Below are 15,774 nucleotides of genomic sequence, written 5' to 3'. Positions count from 1 at the left end.
GTTCCGCCCTTCTATTCTAGCTAATATCACCTAACTAGAAAATGAGAAACCATTGCAGAATCACAAATATTAGGAAAGAACTTGAATTTTATTCAAGGAATGACGAAGTTTTAAAATGGATTTTTTATGAATTTGTGATATTCGTGATGTAGTTAATCCTAGAACCTCCCCAATTTCTGTTAATGTTAATTCATCGTGATAGAAAAGACTGATTACGAGCTGCTCATTTTTATTCAACTTTTTTATTCCTTCTATTAATTCTTCTTTCAATTCATTATTTAATATTTGTTCTTCTGGAGCAAGCGATTTCTCATCTGGTATCGAATAACCTATTCCTTCTTTTAATTTCATTTTCGGATCACTAGGTTTTTCTTCTATCGATAATACATTTGCAAAAAGAGAATCACACATCGCACTCTCCACCTCTTTAACCGTCATACCTGCATGCCTGGCAATTTCAGCGGCACTCGGTATTTGTTGATTTTGTTGTTCAAGCTGATGAGCTATTTTTTCAACCTTTTTTGTTTTTTCTCGTAAGGAGCGAGGTAGCCAATCCTCTCTGCGTAAACCATCAATAATTGCGCCTTTGATACGAAAAGAAGCGTATGTGTCAAACTTAAAGTCTCTCGTTGGATCAAATTTTTTTAATGCATCATAAAGTCCCATTAACGCAAAGCTTTTCACATCACTTTTCATCACGCTATTTGGTAAGTGGCTTGCGATTCTCTCCACATGAAAACTGACTAGATACATATACTTTTCAATTAACTCATTTGCAGCATCCATATCATTGTTGTTTAACCAACTATCCCACAGCTCTTGTTCATGTGGAGATGGATTCACTTTCATCTTTGTTCACCCCTTATTACAATAAGCTAATCCTTTTATATGAAGGTATCACCCTTATTTACCGTCCTGATTTTCAATTGACTTGTTTCTGGATCAAATTCAATTGTTCGTCCAGCATTTCCTCCTACGTCAGAAGCAATAATGGGAATCGATAGCTGTTTAAGCTGCTCTAAAACAGCTTCGACATTACGCGGTCCAATTCGCATGATATCTGAACCATTGGAGAACTGAAACATCTGTGCTCCACCTGCCACTTTTGCTTTGAGCATACCTTTTCTCGCGCCTGCTTTAAAAAGACGGTCTACTAAATAAGGAATAGCTGTATCTGCGTACTTATACATATTAAAATCTGGCTGTCTTGCTAGTTTTGAATTTGGCAAGAGTACATGAGAAAGTCCTGCAATTTGTTTACGTTCATCATAAATAACAACACCTACACATGATCCTAATCCTGCTGTGCGTATTTTTTGCGGAGCCTTAACTATATTTAAATCAGCAATACCCACCCTAATAATCGATGATGTTGTTTTAGTCATGATCATTAATTCCTAACGCTTGAAATATTTTAGTAAACGAATCCGGATTAGGGATAAATAAAAAATTACCTTTAATTTTATTTGTTAGATAAGAAGGATGAATCTTCGTATCAATAATTAAGGCGTAATCTGTAACCTGGGATATTTCCAGTAATCCTACTGTTAAAATAGCCGCTGCCATGTCAACACTTAAATAAGGTATAGAAGGCTGCAGGTTCATATTCGTAAAATCCGCCAATGCAGATAGATAAGCACCCGTCAAAATATTTCCAGCCTCTTGCAACACAGATGCCGCCAGTTCATTATCTGCCGTATTTGTAAGTTTAAGTTCACTATTTTGCGTTATCTCCTTGATTAGAGCATTCGCTTCCTCTATGGATAAAATGAAGTAAACTGTTCCTGGTGCATCTCCTTTTATTTGAAATAACAAAGCAACGATGATTGCTTCCGGTCCCCCTATTAGCTCCATCATTTCATCATAACTTACAATTTTAACGGCAGGCACTTCCATTTCTACTTTTCTATTTAATAGTTTTGACATGGAAGTCGCCGCATTTCCAGCTCCAATATTACCAATCTCACGCAACACATCTTTTTGCATTTGCGTTAATTTTGTAACATCCATACATATTTATCCTTCTACCGATTTTAACTCTTGAATTTCTTCTTCGGTTAAAACCTTTTGCATATTTAGTAAAATCAATAAGCGATTATCCAACTTCGCTACACCATCAATGTATTTTGCTTCAACAGTACCTATAACCTCTGGAGTTGGTTCAATTTCTGATTCGGGAATGTCAATCACATCATTCGCAGCATCTACGATCAGCCCTACCTCCATTTCATCTACAAAGACAATAATGATGCGGGTAGAATCATTGTAAGCCGTTTTCTCCATACCAAAACGGAGACGCAAATCAATAACCGGAGTTACTACTCCTCTTAAATTAATTACTCCTTTAACAAAATCTGCCGTTTGCGGAACTCTAGTAATTGGAATCATTCTTTCAATTGATCCTACTTGCTGTACAGATACTGCGTATTCCTCATCTCCAAGCTGAAATACGATTACTTTTCTGCTAGTCGTTGCGTTATTTTCCATCGTTTTTTCCTCCAATATTATTAGTTATTTAATGAGTGCATTGCTATCAATAATTAATGCTACTTCACCGTCGCCAAGTATGGTTGCTCCAGAAATAGCAAATGTTTCTGTTAAATAGCTTCCCAATGATTTTAAAACAACTTCTTGCTGTCCAATAAACGAATCAACTACTAATCCGGTTAATTTATTGCCCTTTTTCACGATAACAATGGACAAATAGTCGCTTGATGGCGCTTCCTCGTTGATCGGTACAGCAAAAATTTCATTTAAAAATGCTAATGGAACAACCGTACCACGAAAATCGATCACTTTCGTATGATGTGCATGCATAATATCATCTTTATGCACAATTGCAGTTTCAATAATGGATGATAATGGGATTGCATACTTTTCTTTTTGTAACTCAATAAGTAATACGGAAATGATTGAAAGCGTCAGCGGTAATTGAATCGAGAAAATAGAACCTTGATCTGGTTTTGAGTCAATGGAGATTCTTCCACCTAAAGATTCAATCGTGTTTTTAACAACATCTAAGCCAACGCCTCTACCAGATAAATCAGAGACTTGATCTGCAGTAGAAAAACCACTTGACATGATCAGATCAAATACTTGCTGATCGGTTAAAATTTCTGCCTGACTCTCAGAAAGAATGCCTTTTGCAATTGCTTTTCTTAGAACCTTCTCTCTGCTAATTCCCGCTCCATCATCTTTAATTTCTATAAAAACATGATTTCCACTATGATATGCCTCTAGTTTTAATGTTCCTTGTTCTGGCTTTCCTTTGTTCATACGTTCTTCTGGAGATTCGATCCCATGATCCATTGCGTTACGAATTAGATGTACTAGTGGATCGCCAATTTCATCAATAACCGTACGATCTAATTCTGTTTCTGCACCAATAATTTCTACTTCTACTTTTTTATTTAGATCACGAGCTACTTGACGAATCATTCTCGGAAAACGATTAAACACTTGTTCAATAGGTACCATTCGCATGGTTAAAATAATAGATTGCAAGTCACTCGATACCCGCGACATATGTTCTACGGTGTCTTGTAAATCTTTATTATCCAAATCAAAAGCTAGTTGCTCTAATCTGCCGCGATCGACAACTAACTCTTCAAATAGATTCATTAATACATCCAGTCTATCGATATTTACGCGGATAGTTTTATTAACAACACTATGTGAATTTGCTTGGTTGTGTTGTTTTTTCTTTGGTGACTTTGTTTGTTGATTTTCTTTTGGTGTTTTTTTCGTTTCACTTTCTGCTTCACTTTTATCAAGCTGGTTCGTTGAAAAAGGATATATCTCCACGGATTCAATCTCAGAAACCTTTTCGATGTTTTGTTTTACTAAGTCCTCTGGATGCTTGGTAATAAATAAAAGAGAAAATGATCGGTCAAATTGTTCTTCCTCGATCTCTGTGACAGACGGATCCGACTTTATAATTTCTCCAAGCTTTTCTAATACTTCAAAAATCATGAAAGCACGAGCGCCTCTTAATAAACAGTCTTCTCTTAGCGTTACCGTAATTTCATAATTAAAATATCCACGTTCTGTTGATTCATTTAAAATAGTAATGGCAAATTCATCTATATTGCTTACTTTATGTGGATGTTCTGCTGCATCGGTTGCTGGCTTGGTTTGTTCTTTTGCTGATGGAACAGACTCCCCCTGTTCAAGCTGTTTTAATTGTTCAACAGCATCGCTAACGTCTCTGCTTCCATCTCCGCCTTGTGCAATATCTTCAACCATTTCATTTAAATGGTCAACGGAAGCAAATAGTACATCCATCATTTCCGTATTTACGGAAATTTTTCCTTCTTTAATCGCATCAAACACATTTTCTAATTTATGTGTAAGATTGGCTAAGTCATTAAAGCCCATTGTTGCAGACATTCCCTTTAGCGTATGAGCCGCTCGAAAGATCTCTTCAATGATTGCTTTTTCGTCCGGATTTTTTTCTAAAGCTAGTAATTGATTATACAAGACTTCTAAATGCTCATTACTCTCATCAATAAAAATACTTAAATAGCCTGATGTATCCATTTCGTATCCCTCCATTTATACTAAATTTGTTATTAAATTGCTCATTTCACCTAAAGGTGCTTGCTTATTCACGTAATTTGTTCGAACAGCAGCTTTTGGCATGCCATAAACGATTGCAGTTTCTTCAGATTCGGCGATAACATAGGTATGCTGATCCATTTTCTTTAGTTCTTTAATGCCATTCGCCCCATCATTCCCCATACCTGTTAATACAACCGCAATCTTATTCACTTCTTTTACCTGAGCCAATGAAGTAAATAGCATGTCAACTGAAGGCCGATGTCCACGTAAAGCAGCTTCTGTCGTTAAATCAATAAACAAAGAGGCTCCAACTTGTTTCACTTTCATGTGAAAACCGCCTGGTGCGATATAGATAACACCGTTTTCTAGTAGCTCCCCATCCTCTGCTTCCTTTACCAATAAAGCAGCTTTTTGATTAAGCCGTTGGGCTAATGACTTCGTAAAACCAGCTGGCATGTGTTGTACAACTAAAACAGATGCTGCTAGATTTTTTGGTAAACGCTCGATAATATGTTCAAGTGCACGTGGTCCTCCGGTAGAAGTCCCAATAGCTACAACCGTTTGCTTATGTTTAACTGCGGGATTAGTTTGCTTTACTAAAGTTGAAGGCTGCTTGACAATCTCCTTTTGCTGTAATGGCAGACTAACTTGTGAAGCAGTCACAACTTTGTCAATAATTTCCTGTTTCATCGTAGCAATATCGATGGAAATAGCACCCGACGGCTTGGCAATAAAATCTACTGCACCACTTGAAATAGCCTGGATGGTTTTAAACGATGCATCCTCCGTAGCGCTTGAAAGCATGACAACTGGAGTAGGATGAGATTGCATCAGCTCTTTTAATGCTGTTATTCCATCCATTACTGGCATGTGAATATCTAATGTCACTACATCTGGATTCAGTTGCTTGATTTTTTCTAATCCATCTTGACCATTTCTAGCTGTTGCAATAACTTCTATGCGAGGGTCACTTGTTAATAAATCGGAAATTACTTTTCGCATAAAGGCTGAATCATCAATTACAATGACACGAATTGGGTTCATCTTTCTTTACCTCTCTGTCCATAGTTGTTTTAGTTTGTTTAAAAAGGATGAAACATTTGTCTGTTCTGCTCCAGATGCTTGCTCCATATACGTAAGTACAAGTCGTTTGATTGCTTTTGTAATCGGTGCTCGCTCATAAAGGAAAATAAAGGGTGTTTGTCTAATGACTGCTTTCGTCACTGCTTTATCTTCAGGTAAACTACCTAAGAGCTTTATTTCTAATTGTAAAAATTGACGAACTACCGCTTGAAACCGCTCCAAAGACTTCCTTCCTTGCGCCTCCGATTGACTTCGATTCATGATCACTTGAATCGGGAGCGAAGGATTGTAGGAAACAATGTGCTTAATCATGCTATATCCATCGGTAATAGAAGTTGGTTCAGGTGTTGTAATAACGATACATTCATCCGCAGCCAAAATAAACGTTAATGTATCTTCGGTAATTCCTGCACCCATATCAAAAATAATATAGTCATATGTTGGAATGATTGTTTGATATTGTTGAAAGAAAAAATCTTTTGTTGCTTGATTCATGGAAAAAATATCCGATAAGCCGGAACCAGCTGCCACATAATGAAGATTATTTGGGCCTGTTTCAATAATTTCTTGGATAGAAAGATGACGCTCAAACATATCGATAATTGTTTTTTGTACCTGTAAGCCTAATAAAATGTCAATATTCCCCATTCCGATATCCATATCGATGATGAGTACACGTTTCTTTTGATTTAATAATTCAAGTGAGAGATTTAGGGTTATATTTGACTTACCGACACCACCTTTGCCGCTAATCACAGCGACTGTTTTGGCATGTTTTTGTTTACTTAATGCTGGATGTAATCTTCTTCTTAATCCAGATGCTTGGTCATTTTTCATAAGCATCCCTCATTACATATGTCGCTAGTAGCTGTGAAGAGGGATTGAGTAAATGTTCCGGGACATCTTGTCCATTCGAGATATAAGCAACACCTATATTTTTCCTTAATGCGATATTCAACATACTGCCAAACTGACTCGTTTCATCCATCTTGGTGAAAATGACCTCTGTAATGTTTAGCGGTTTAAATCGATCAAAAATATCAGTTATATCTTTAGGCTTTGCAGTTAAGGAAAGCACTAAATAGGTATCTGCACCCTCTGATCTTCCAATGCCGATATCAGCCTGCAGCTGTTTTACATACATTTCTTCACGAAAATTACGCCCAGCTGTGTCAATAAATACGACATCATATGTCGAGAACTTTTTGATTGCTTCTTCAAAATCCGCTCTCGTATACACAACTTCAATTGGTACCTGTAATATATCAGCATATGTCTTTAGCTGCTCAACTGCTGCTATCCGATACGTGTCAGCCGTTATTAAAGCCACTCGCTTACGGTCCTCAAGCTTACTTTTAGCTGCTACTTTGGCAATTGTTGTCGTTTTACCAACACCAGTTGGCCCGACGAAATATACAAGCTTATTTTTATAGGTTAGACCTTGAAACGATACCCTCTCCAGTCGCTTCGTTATTTCCTCTTCTACTTGTTTTACAATGAATGGACGATTATTCATCTGCTGCTTATTTTGCTGATGTTCAATGACAGCTTCGATAATGCTTGCCGCAAGCTGCTGCTCTACTTCTTGATCCAGTAAGTAGTGGTAGACCAGCTGATAATCAGCCGGATATGTAATTGTTTCAATGGCAGATTGATGTAGAAGCTGTTTTACCTGCTCTAATTCCTTCAACAGATTACTATTTTCTGTCGGTTTCACCATCTGATTCTTATGTAATCCTTTATCTTCTGTTACCACTTGTTTTTTCGGTACTACTGGTTGTGGATCTTTCACAGCTACGACTTCAATTTGCTGTTTTTTTAACAGTCCGAAAAACCGGCCTCTTTTAATATTTCTCGTTTGTAATATAACAGCTTCTGTTCCGAGTTCTTTCCGAATTTGTTTCATTGCTTCCGGCATTGAATCGGCAATATATTTCTTCACCTTCATGCGATATTCACCACCCCAACACTTTGTACCTGAACATCAGGCTCCAGTTCATTATAGGATAGGACAACAACATTTGGTAAAAAGCGGTCTAACAACTGTCTTACATACATACGAACAGCGGGTGAGCATAATAAAATTGCTGTTTCCTCTTGAAGCGTTAGCCGTTCTACTTCTTCCTTCATCTGTTTGATTAATTGTTGTTGTAATTCCGGATCCATCGATAAAAAACTACCGTGCTCTGTCTGTTGAATACTTTCAGCTATTGCTTTTTCAGCTTTTGGTGATAAAGTGACTACTTTTAGGGATTGATTATCCTCTGTGTACTGCTTTGTAATTTGGCTAGAGAGTGCTTGACGAACATATTCCGTAAGCAAATCCGTATCGTTTGTTAATTTAGCAAAGTCAGCAAGTATTTCAAAGATAATCGGCAAATTACGAATAGATACTCTTTCTTTTAATAACTTTGCCAACACTTTCTGAATATCACCTATGGATAATGGTTCTGGAGTAACTTCCTCCACTAATATTGGATAGCTTTCTTTTAGATGATCAATTAATTGCTTCGTTTCTTCTCGGCCTAAGAGCTCATGCGCATGTTTTTTAATCGTTTCCGTTAAATGTGTGGATACGACAGATGGAGGATCAACCACCGTATAGCCCGATAATTCTGCTTCATCTTTTAACTCTTCTGTTATCCATTTTGCAGGTAAGCCAAATGCAGGTTCGTTCGTGTCGATTCCTTCCAAGTCATCTTCTTCTATATCTGGTGCCATTGCTAAATAATGATCAAGAAGCAGCTCGCCAGATGCAACTTCATTCCCTTTTATTTTTAAGCGATATTCGTTTGGTTGCAGTTGAATATTATCACGAATCCGAACGACTGGAATGACAATACCTAATTCAATGGCTAGCTGTCTACGAATCATCACAATCCGATCGAGCAAATCGCCGCCTTGATTGGCATCTGCTAACGGAATCAATGAATAACCGAACTCAAATTCAATTGGGTCCAAATTTAACAAATGGACAACATTCTCCGGAGATTTCATTACTTCACTTTCGGTTTGATCGTTCTCCTCATCTGTTGGCTCCTCTACTACCTGCGTTTGCTTTAGTAAGAGATAGCCGCTCAATGCTAATAGTCCGGCAATAATCGTAGTTAAAAAGAAATTGATTGGTGTTAAGCCAAGTAAAAATATGGTTCCTGCAGCAATGAATAATAGCTTCGGATATTGCAACAATTGTCCTGAAACGTCTTCTCCCAGATTTCCTTCTCCAGCAGTTCTTGTTACGACAATACCGGTGGCAGTAGAGATTAATAATGCTGGAATTTGACTTACTAATCCGTCACCAACCGTAAGACGCATAAACGTATTAATGGCTTCTTGGAAAGACATGTCCATTTGTACCATACCGATAATTAAACCAAAAACAATATTGATAAGAACGATAATGATTCCGGCAATTGCATCCCCTTTAACAAATTTACTCGCCCCATCCATGGATCCGTGAAAGTCTGCTTCCTTTTCAACTTTTTCTCGCCGTTTTTTTGCCTGTTGTTCCGAAATTAAGCCTGCATTTAAATCTGCATCAATACTCATCTGTTTTCCAGGCATAGCGTCTAATGTAAAACGAGCAGCCACTTCGGAAACACGTTCAGCTCCTTTTGTAATAACGAGAAATTGGATAATGACTAAAATAACGAAAACGACAAAACCAACTAATGGATTACCCCCAATTACAAAGGAGCCAAACGTGTCGACAACACCGCCAGCATCAGCTTCTGATAAAATCGACCTTGTTGTGGAAACATTTAATCCTAAGCGAAATAAAGTTAGTAATAATAACAGGGTAGGAAAGACGGAAAATTGCAGTGCTTCATGTGTGTTCATCGAAACTAAGATAACGATGAGAGCTAATGAGATATTGCAAAGTATTAATACACTTAACAGCCATCCAGGCAATGGAACAATTAACATAATAATAATTAAAATTACGCCTAATAGTACGGATAGGTCTCTTGCTTTCATCGGGGTCTCTCCTTATTGCTTAAACTTTTTTCTCTAACTTATATACATATGCCAATATTTCGGCAACCGCCTGAAAAAATACTTCAGGTATCATATCACCAACGTCTATTGCTCGATATAAAGAGCGCGCTAAAGGTTTATTTTCCACCATGATGACGTCATTTTTTTTGGCGATTTCTTTTATCTTTTGGGCGACATCGTCTACCCCTTTAGCGACAACATATGGTGCAGAAGCTTTTTCCTCATCATACTTAATAGCAATTGCAATATGCGTAGGGTTTGTAATGATAACATCTGCATGAGGAACTTCACTCATCATTCTGCGTGTTGCCATTTGTCTTTGTCTTTCTTTTATTTTTGATTTAATGAGTGGGTCTCCTTCCATATTCTTATATTCATCTTTTATATCTTGCTTTGACATTCTCATATTTTTCTCGTAATCGTATCGTTGATAAGCATAATCAAATACAGCTAAAAACAATAATAATATAATCGCTGTTATTCCCATTGTGATCGTTACTTTCCCGAAAAAACCTAATGACGCTTCAGGGGTTTTGAAGGCCGTCATCATCATATCATCTTTATAAAACCAAATAACGGCAAACGTCGCTATACCAATACTTACGATTTTTAATAATGACTTTAGAAGCTCAACAAGTGCACGAATAGAAAAAATCCGTTTTGCTCCTTGGATCGGGTCAATCTTCTTCAAGTCAAATTTAAGTGGTTCTGTTGTAAATAAGAAGCCAATTTGCAAAAAGTTTGCCGCTAATGCTGCAATAATGGCTATGATCATTATAGGAGCCAACATTTTAGCTACTTCCAGCGTAGCTCCTGAAAAAATTTGCTGAACGGTTTTTTCTGTTACTTCCCAATGGATAAATTCTGTAAATGTATGTTTATATAAGGAAGTCATCGTTTCCTTCATGAAATTTCCAAACGAAAATAATATGATAAACGTAAACAACAGTAAAAAAGCTGTATTAACGTCTTGACTTTTGGCAACCTTCCCTTTTTTTCGTTCATCTTGACGTTTTTTCGGAGTAGCCCTTTCTGTTTTCTCACCTGCAAAGAACTGCAAATTCATCTTAAGTTGCAAGTTAGCCACCTCCGAATAACTGCATTAGCGTACGAATAGTATCAAACATAATTTCAAATAAGTTTTTAACTAAAATGACGTATAAACTCATAAAAAACAACAACACAATAAAACTAACCATTATTTTTAGAGGTAAACCAACAACAAATACATTTAATTGCGGTACGGTTCTTGCAATAATGCCTAAAGCTACATCAACTAGAAATAGACAGCCAACAATTGGGATTGCAATTTGAAAAGCAATCAGAAACATATGATTAAAACTATCGATAATGTAATTCACAATCGATTCATCTTGTAAAGGCAGGAATTGGTCGATTGGAATAAATTGATAGCTATTTACGATCCCATCTATTAAAATATGATGACCATTTACCGATAATAAAAATAGTAGCGCAATAATATAGAAATATTGCCCGGTTAACGGACTTTGTGCTCCAGTTTGTGGGTCAATCACATTGGCGATGGCAAATCCCATTTGAAAATCAATGAAGCCTCCGGCGATTTGCACAGCTGATAAAATAATATAAGCCATTAAACCGATTAATAGTCCTATTAAAACTTCTTTAAACACCAATAGCAAATAAGTTAAATCTATTGTTAAGGTTGGTGCGCCAACCGTATAAAACAATAGATATGCCAGGAAAAAACTAACCCCTATTTTAAAAGGTGTTGGAATGGTACGGTAAGAAAAAAGTGGCATTACGATGAAAAACGCCAACACTCTTACAAAAACTAGTAAAAATACAGGAATGCTATTTATATTTATTATTTCTAACATCATTTACCCTACAAACTGATTTATATTTTGAAACAGATCAGAAGTAAATTCTACGATTACGGACAGCATCCAAGGTCCAAAAACAACTAATCCAATTAGTACAGCAACAATTTTAGGGATAAACGCCAATGTCTGCTCTTGGATTTGTGTTGTCGCCTGAAAAATGCTGACTAAAAGGCCAACACCTAATGCGAGTATTAGTAAAGGCCCTGTGACCAATAGAATGGTATATACACCTTTTTCTGCAAGAGTTAATACAAACTCACTGCTCATATTACAACAGCCTCCTTCTTTCTATGGCTAAGGTTCAGCTACCGTCTAATCAGCAAGCTATCTATAAACTTCCTTGCGCGATTCTCGAAGAGGACAGAATAAAAGATGAATAGCTTTAAAGAATGATTGGTTAAAAGCTATCAAGCAATGAATGTGTAATTAAATACCAGCCATCTACGAGAACAAACAACAAGATTTTAAAAGGCAAGGATATCATAACTGGAGGAAGCATCATCATCCCCATTGACATCAATACACTGGCAACAGCCATATCAATAATCAAAAACGGAACAAAGATCATAAATCCCATTTGAAACGCTGTTTTCAGCTCACTAATGGCAAATGCAGGAACTAAAGTAGTTAAGGGAATATCTTCCACTGTCTCTGGACGCTCTAGTTCAGCATAATTCATAAATAGTGCTAAATCCTTTTGCCTGGTATGCTCTGCCATAAACTCTTTAATCGGAATGCTCGCTTCTTCATACGCCTCATCTAGTGTAATCTCCTCTGCAAATAACGGCTGTAATGACTGCTCATAAACCTCATTAAATACCGGTGCCATAATAAAGAAGGTAAGAAATAAAGCTAAGCCTATTAGTACTTGATTCGGTGGCATTTGCTGAGTCGCAAGTGACGTACGAACAAACGATAAGACGATAATAATTCTCGTAAAGCTTGTCATTAAGATTAATATACTAGGAGCTAAGGTCAGAACAGTTAATAATAAAATAAGCTTTACCGATATCGATATATTTTCTGGATCAGAACTGGAAAACATATCTACAAATTCATTCATTTTGATCTTCCTTCTGTTTGTACTCCTGAATCATTTTATTACGGTTCTCCTTTAGTTTGTCCAGTTCATTCATAAACTGCTTCTTAAAAGCTGTCGTTGTATTTGTGTTTTGCTGTTGTTCTCCTTTTTGATCTTTCTTTTTTCGAAATAAAGCAAAAGGGATGGTGTCCATTGCATCATCTTTCGCTAATTCCCCGATAAGTGTATCATCATCGATTTCTTGAAGCAGCTCAACATTATCGCCAACTCCAATTAAATAAAATTTACTACCAACCCGTACAATTTGCAGTGATTTATTTTGTCCTACCGATATGCCACCGAGGTTTTCTAACGCCTTTACTTGATGAAACATAGCGTTCTTCTTTTTTAAAAACATTAAAAAAGCATAGATTAAAGCTAAAATCAGAAATAAAACAATAATTAGTTTGATAAAATTTAACCACAGAGGTGTTGTTTCTGCTTTTTCATTTACAAGTTTGGATGATTCCTTGTCCTTATCTATCGGTTTCTCTTCAGATGGTTCACAATCAGCTTCTTTAATACAATCATTAACCGTTTTAGGTGCTGCTTCTACTTCTATTTCGAAACAAAACAGAAGTAGAAGCAAACTAAGTAAGCTAATGCCATACATACGTAACGATTTATTCAATATCATTCACTCACTTTTAGCTCAATGCCTTTTGAATCGCTTCAATCACTCGATCGGCTTGGAATGGCTTGACAATAAAATCCTTAGCTCCTGCCTGGATTGCATCAATTACCATAGCTTGTTGCCCCATTGCAGAGCACATAATAATTTTTGCCTGTGGGTCACTTGCAAGTATTTCCTTTAACGCCGTGATTCCATCTTTTTCCGGCATCGTAATATCCATTGTAACTAAATCAGGTGTTAATTCCTTGTACTTTTCTACTGCTTGCGCTCCATCTTGTGCTTCACCAACTACCTCATACCCATTTTTCGATAAAATATCTTTAATCATCATTCGCATAAATGCTGCATCATCTACTATTAAAATACGATTTCCCATAAAAACAAATCCTCCCTAAGAACTGATGTTTATTTTAATTTTTTTATCCTGTCAGACGGACTTAAAATATCTGTCACTCGAACTCCAAAATTTTCATCAATAACAACTACTTCTCCAATAGCTATCGGTTTTTCATTCACTAAAATATCTACCGGTTCCCCTGCTAACTTATCCAGTTCTACAATCGATCCTTGTGATAAATCTAATATATCCTTAATCGTTCGCTTGGTACGCCCGAGCTCCACAGTAACTTTTAATGGAATATCCAAAAGCATATCCAAGTTTCGCTGTTTTGTCTTATTTAATGTAACCGGTTCGAATGGAGTAAAATCAGCTTGCTGTACCTTCTTTTGTTGCGTTATCGTACGATCTCCTAAAAACTGTGGCTCGTCTTTTTGTTTTGTATCCACAGGCTGATCTTCTTGTTGCAACATAGGAACCTCCGCTTCCTTCAAAGCTACATCTAATTCCTCTTCAACTGTTTCACCATTCATCAATTGATCTACTAGATCTTTAGCAAATCCGATTGGCATTAACTGAAAAATGGTTGAATCGATTAAATTACCAACCTTTAATTGAAATGCTACTTTAACAAATGGATCTTCCCCTAACATAGAGTTTGATTCCTGTTCAGGATCTTCTATGTGAATGGTTGGCGGTGATATGTCTACACGCTTATTAAATATCGTAGACATACTTGTTGCAGCTGCCCCCATCATTTGATTCATCGCCTCTTGGACAGCACTTAAATGAATTTCATTTAATTCTTCAGTTGGATTTGTTCCGTCGCCGCCAAGCATAATATCAGAAATGATAGCAGCATCCTCTGATTTAATAACGAAGACATTCTTTCCGGAAAACCCTTCTAAATAATTGACTTGAACACTAACTGGCTCAAATGTAAAGTTTTTTAACTCTTCTTGGGCCATCACAGAAACCTGTGGTGTCGTTATTTCTACCTTTTGATTTAATAAAGTTGATAACGTTGTTGCTGAGCTGCCAAACGAAATATTACCTATTTCACCTAACGTATCTACTTCTATCGTTGATAAATATTGGTTTGTTGAAGATGATGTAGTTTCCTCGTCATCTGCACTTACGTTTAAAAGTGCATCAATCTCATCTTGAGATAGCTTCTCGTCATTCCCCATCTTCATTTCCCCCCTTAACATCCTCTAATATCTGAACGGACATTTTATTTTTATATGTACCTGGTTGTGCAAGGAATTTTGGTTCATTATTTACTACGAATGTTAATGGACTATCAATTTCCCTGTCCAAGCCTATTACATCTTCTTTGCTTAGTTTTAGGAACTCGTCAATGGTTATTGTTGCTTCTCCTAAAATAGCTTTTACTTCCACTTCTGCTGTTTGAATATTTTTTGAAAGCTTTTGATAAGCTTCTTCATCTCTTTCTTTTCCAGCTGTCTCCATCCAATAATGAACGGACAGTTTCGAAATAATGGGTTCCAGCACAATATGAGGTATACAGATATTAATCATGCCACTAGCTTCACCAATTGCGGTATTTAATGATACGACAACAACCGTTTCATTCGGTGCAACCATTTGCAGGAATTGCGGGTTCACTTCAAAATCCTCAAGTATTGGGTCAATATCTACGATAGAAGACCATGCTTCCTGCAATTTAACATTTGCTTTTTCAAAAAGCTGCGACATTAAAATCGTCTCAATCTCAGTTAAATTCTCTACCTTATTAAAACTAACACCTTTTCCACCTAGCGTGCGATCAAGCATGGCATAGGCAATATTAGGGTTGATTTCCATGACGATCCTACCCTCTAACGGCTGGACACTATATGTATTTAAAATCGTCATTTTCGGTACCGAGCGAATAAATTCTTCGTATGGAATTTGGTCAACAGATGCTACTGTAATATTCACATAGGTCCTTAACTTCGCTGAGAAAAAAGTTGTTAATAATCTAGCATAATTCTCATGAATCCGAGAAATACTGCGAATTTGATCCTTGGAAAAACGTAACGCTCGTTTAAAGTCATAAACACGAACTTTCTTTTCTTTTTCTTCTTTTTTTAACTCCTCTGCGTCCATCTCACCGGATGATATCGCTGATAAGAGTGCATCTATTTCATGTTGCGAAAGAACTTCCTCTACCAAGTACAATCACCTCCAATGTGGAGTTCATTATTATTTT

At 36.7% G+C, this 15,774-nt stretch carries 17 protein-coding genes; all 17 read right to left on the bottom strand.

Features of this window, described 5'->3' with window-relative positions:
• Positions 1 to 69: 69 nt before the first annotated feature.
• On the bottom strand, positions 70 to 849 hold the full coding sequence (locus JNUCC74_RS08555; RefSeq protein WP_077320441.1) for a FliA/WhiG family RNA polymerase sigma factor: 780 nt from the start codon (positions 847 to 849) through the stop codon (positions 70 to 72).
• Positions 850 to 884: 35 nt separating this feature from the next.
• Complete coding sequence (locus tag JNUCC74_RS08550; RefSeq protein WP_077320440.1) at positions 885 to 1,385, bottom strand: chemotaxis protein CheD; 501 nt, start codon at positions 1,383 to 1,385, stop codon at positions 885 to 887.
• Positions 1,378 to 2,010: a chemotaxis protein CheC gene (locus JNUCC74_RS08545; RefSeq protein ID WP_077320439.1), complete on the bottom strand. Its 633-nt coding sequence runs from the start codon at positions 2,008 to 2,010 to the stop codon at positions 1,378 to 1,380. Before JNUCC74_RS08545 ends, JNUCC74_RS08550 begins: the two co-directional genes overlap by 8 nt.
• A gap of 6 nt (positions 2,011 to 2,016) precedes the next feature.
• A complete protein-coding gene (locus JNUCC74_RS08540; protein ID WP_143695862.1) occupies positions 2,017 to 2,487 on the bottom strand; it encodes a chemotaxis protein CheW in 471 nt (156 codons plus the stop codon).
• Between the two features lie 24 nt (positions 2,488 to 2,511).
• Positions 2,512 to 4,539, bottom strand: a complete 2,028-nt coding sequence (locus JNUCC74_RS08535; protein ID WP_454067669.1) for a chemotaxis protein CheA — start codon at positions 4,537 to 4,539, stop codon at positions 2,512 to 2,514.
• A gap of 15 nt (positions 4,540 to 4,554) precedes the next feature.
• A complete protein-coding gene (locus JNUCC74_RS08530; protein WP_454067668.1) occupies positions 4,555 to 5,604 on the bottom strand; it encodes a protein-glutamate methylesterase/protein-glutamine glutaminase in 1,050 nt (349 codons plus the stop codon).
• Between the two features lie 6 nt (positions 5,605 to 5,610).
• Complete coding sequence (locus tag JNUCC74_RS08525) at positions 5,611 to 6,480, bottom strand: MinD/ParA family protein (RefSeq protein WP_454067667.1); 870 nt, start codon at positions 6,478 to 6,480, stop codon at positions 5,611 to 5,613.
• Positions 6,470 to 7,591 (bottom strand): flagellar biosynthesis protein FlhF, encoded by a 1,122-nt coding sequence (gene flhF, locus JNUCC74_RS08520; protein WP_454067666.1) that lies wholly within the window; start codon positions 7,589 to 7,591, stop codon positions 6,470 to 6,472. The genes JNUCC74_RS08525 and flhF overlap by 11 nt, the downstream gene beginning before the upstream one ends.
• A complete protein-coding gene (flhA, locus tag JNUCC74_RS08515) occupies positions 7,588 to 9,621 on the bottom strand; it encodes a flagellar biosynthesis protein FlhA (RefSeq protein WP_454067665.1) in 2,034 nt (677 codons plus the stop codon). The genes flhF and flhA overlap by 4 nt, the downstream gene beginning before the upstream one ends.
• A 19-nt stretch (positions 9,622 to 9,640) precedes the next feature.
• Positions 9,641 to 10,720 carry a flagellar biosynthesis protein FlhB gene (flhB, locus tag JNUCC74_RS08510; RefSeq protein WP_454067664.1) on the bottom strand — a complete coding sequence of 360 codons (1,080 nt, stop codon included), beginning with the start codon at positions 10,718 to 10,720 and terminating at the stop codon, positions 9,641 to 9,643.
• A 1-nt stretch (position 10,721) separates the two neighbouring features.
• Positions 10,722 to 11,501, bottom strand: a complete 780-nt coding sequence (fliR, locus tag JNUCC74_RS08505) for a flagellar biosynthetic protein FliR (RefSeq protein WP_454067663.1) — start codon at positions 11,499 to 11,501, stop codon at positions 10,722 to 10,724.
• 3 nt (positions 11,502 to 11,504) lie between these two features.
• Positions 11,505 to 11,774 (bottom strand): flagellar biosynthesis protein FliQ, encoded by a 270-nt coding sequence (fliQ, locus tag JNUCC74_RS08500; protein WP_216484675.1) that lies wholly within the window; start codon positions 11,772 to 11,774, stop codon positions 11,505 to 11,507.
• A 130-nt stretch (positions 11,775 to 11,904) separates the two neighbouring features.
• The gene (gene fliP, locus JNUCC74_RS08495; protein ID WP_454067662.1) at positions 11,905 to 12,570 is read right to left on the bottom strand and encodes a flagellar type III secretion system pore protein FliP; all 666 of its coding nucleotides are present in this window, start codon (positions 12,568 to 12,570) and stop codon (positions 11,905 to 11,907) included.
• Entirely contained in the window at positions 12,563 to 13,219 is a 657-nt protein-coding gene (locus JNUCC74_RS08490) for a flagellar biosynthetic protein FliO (protein ID WP_454067661.1), read from the bottom strand. The genes fliP and JNUCC74_RS08490 overlap by 8 nt, the downstream gene beginning before the upstream one ends.
• A gap of 16 nt (positions 13,220 to 13,235) precedes the next feature.
• Positions 13,236 to 13,598: a response regulator gene (locus JNUCC74_RS08485; RefSeq protein ID WP_077320427.1), complete on the bottom strand. Its 363-nt coding sequence runs from the start codon at positions 13,596 to 13,598 to the stop codon at positions 13,236 to 13,238.
• A 29-nt stretch (positions 13,599 to 13,627) separates the two neighbouring features.
• On the bottom strand, positions 13,628 to 14,749 hold the full coding sequence (gene fliY / locus JNUCC74_RS08480) for a flagellar motor switch phosphatase FliY (protein ID WP_454067660.1): 1,122 nt from the start codon (positions 14,747 to 14,749) through the stop codon (positions 13,628 to 13,630).
• The gene (gene fliM, locus JNUCC74_RS08475; RefSeq protein ID WP_454067659.1) at positions 14,739 to 15,737 is read right to left on the bottom strand and encodes a flagellar motor switch protein FliM; all 999 of its coding nucleotides are present in this window, start codon (positions 15,735 to 15,737) and stop codon (positions 14,739 to 14,741) included. Before fliM ends, fliY begins: the two co-directional genes overlap by 11 nt.
• Positions 15,738 to 15,774: the final 37 nt, after the last annotated feature.

The organism is Cerasibacillus sp. JNUCC 74, assembly GCF_053667775.1.
This window is presented reverse-complemented; position numbering and strand designations above follow the sequence as displayed.

What these genes read in the sequence shown, in the direction of transcription:
- JNUCC74_RS08555 (WP_077320441.1), bottom strand. Translation starts at nt 849, where the DNA reads ATGAAAGTGAATCCATCTCCACATGAACAAGAGCTGTGGGATAGTTGG.
- JNUCC74_RS08550 (WP_077320440.1), bottom strand. Translation starts at nt 1,385, where the DNA reads ATGACTAAAACAACATCATCGATTATTAGGGTGGGTATTGCTGATTTA.
- JNUCC74_RS08545 (WP_077320439.1), bottom strand. Translation starts at nt 2,010, where the DNA reads ATGGATGTTACAAAATTAACGCAAATGCAAAAAGATGTGTTGCGTGAG.
- JNUCC74_RS08540 (WP_143695862.1), bottom strand. Translation starts at nt 2,487, where the DNA reads ATGGAAAATAACGCAACGACTAGCAGAAAAGTAATCGTATTTCAGCTT.
- JNUCC74_RS08535 (WP_454067669.1), bottom strand. Translation starts at nt 4,539, where the DNA reads ATGGATACATCAGGCTATTTAAGTATTTTTATTGATGAGAGTAATGAG.
- JNUCC74_RS08530 (WP_454067668.1), bottom strand. Translation starts at nt 5,604, where the DNA reads ATGAACCCAATTCGTGTCATTGTAATTGATGATTCAGCCTTTATGCGA.
- JNUCC74_RS08525 (WP_454067667.1), bottom strand. Translation starts at nt 6,480, where the DNA reads ATGAAAAATGACCAAGCATCTGGATTAAGAAGAAGATTACATCCAGCA.
- flhF (WP_454067666.1), bottom strand. Translation starts at nt 7,591, where the DNA reads ATGAAGGTGAAGAAATATATTGCCGATTCAATGCCGGAAGCAATGAAA.
- flhA (WP_454067665.1), bottom strand. Translation starts at nt 9,621, where the DNA reads ATGAAAGCAAGAGACCTATCCGTACTATTAGGCGTAATTTTAATTATT.
- fliR (WP_454067663.1), bottom strand. Translation starts at nt 11,501, where the DNA reads ATGTTAGAAATAATAAATATAAATAGCATTCCTGTATTTTTACTAGTT.
- fliQ (WP_216484675.1), bottom strand. Translation starts at nt 11,774, where the DNA reads ATGAGCAGTGAGTTTGTATTAACTCTTGCAGAAAAAGGTGTATATACC.
- fliP (WP_454067662.1), bottom strand. Translation starts at nt 12,570, where the DNA reads ATGAATGAATTTGTAGATATGTTTTCCAGTTCTGATCCAGAAAATATA.
- JNUCC74_RS08485 (WP_077320427.1), bottom strand. Translation starts at nt 13,598, where the DNA reads ATGGGAAATCGTATTTTAATAGTAGATGATGCAGCATTTATGCGAATG.
- fliY (WP_454067660.1), bottom strand. Translation starts at nt 14,749, where the DNA reads ATGGGGAATGACGAGAAGCTATCTCAAGATGAGATTGATGCACTTTTA.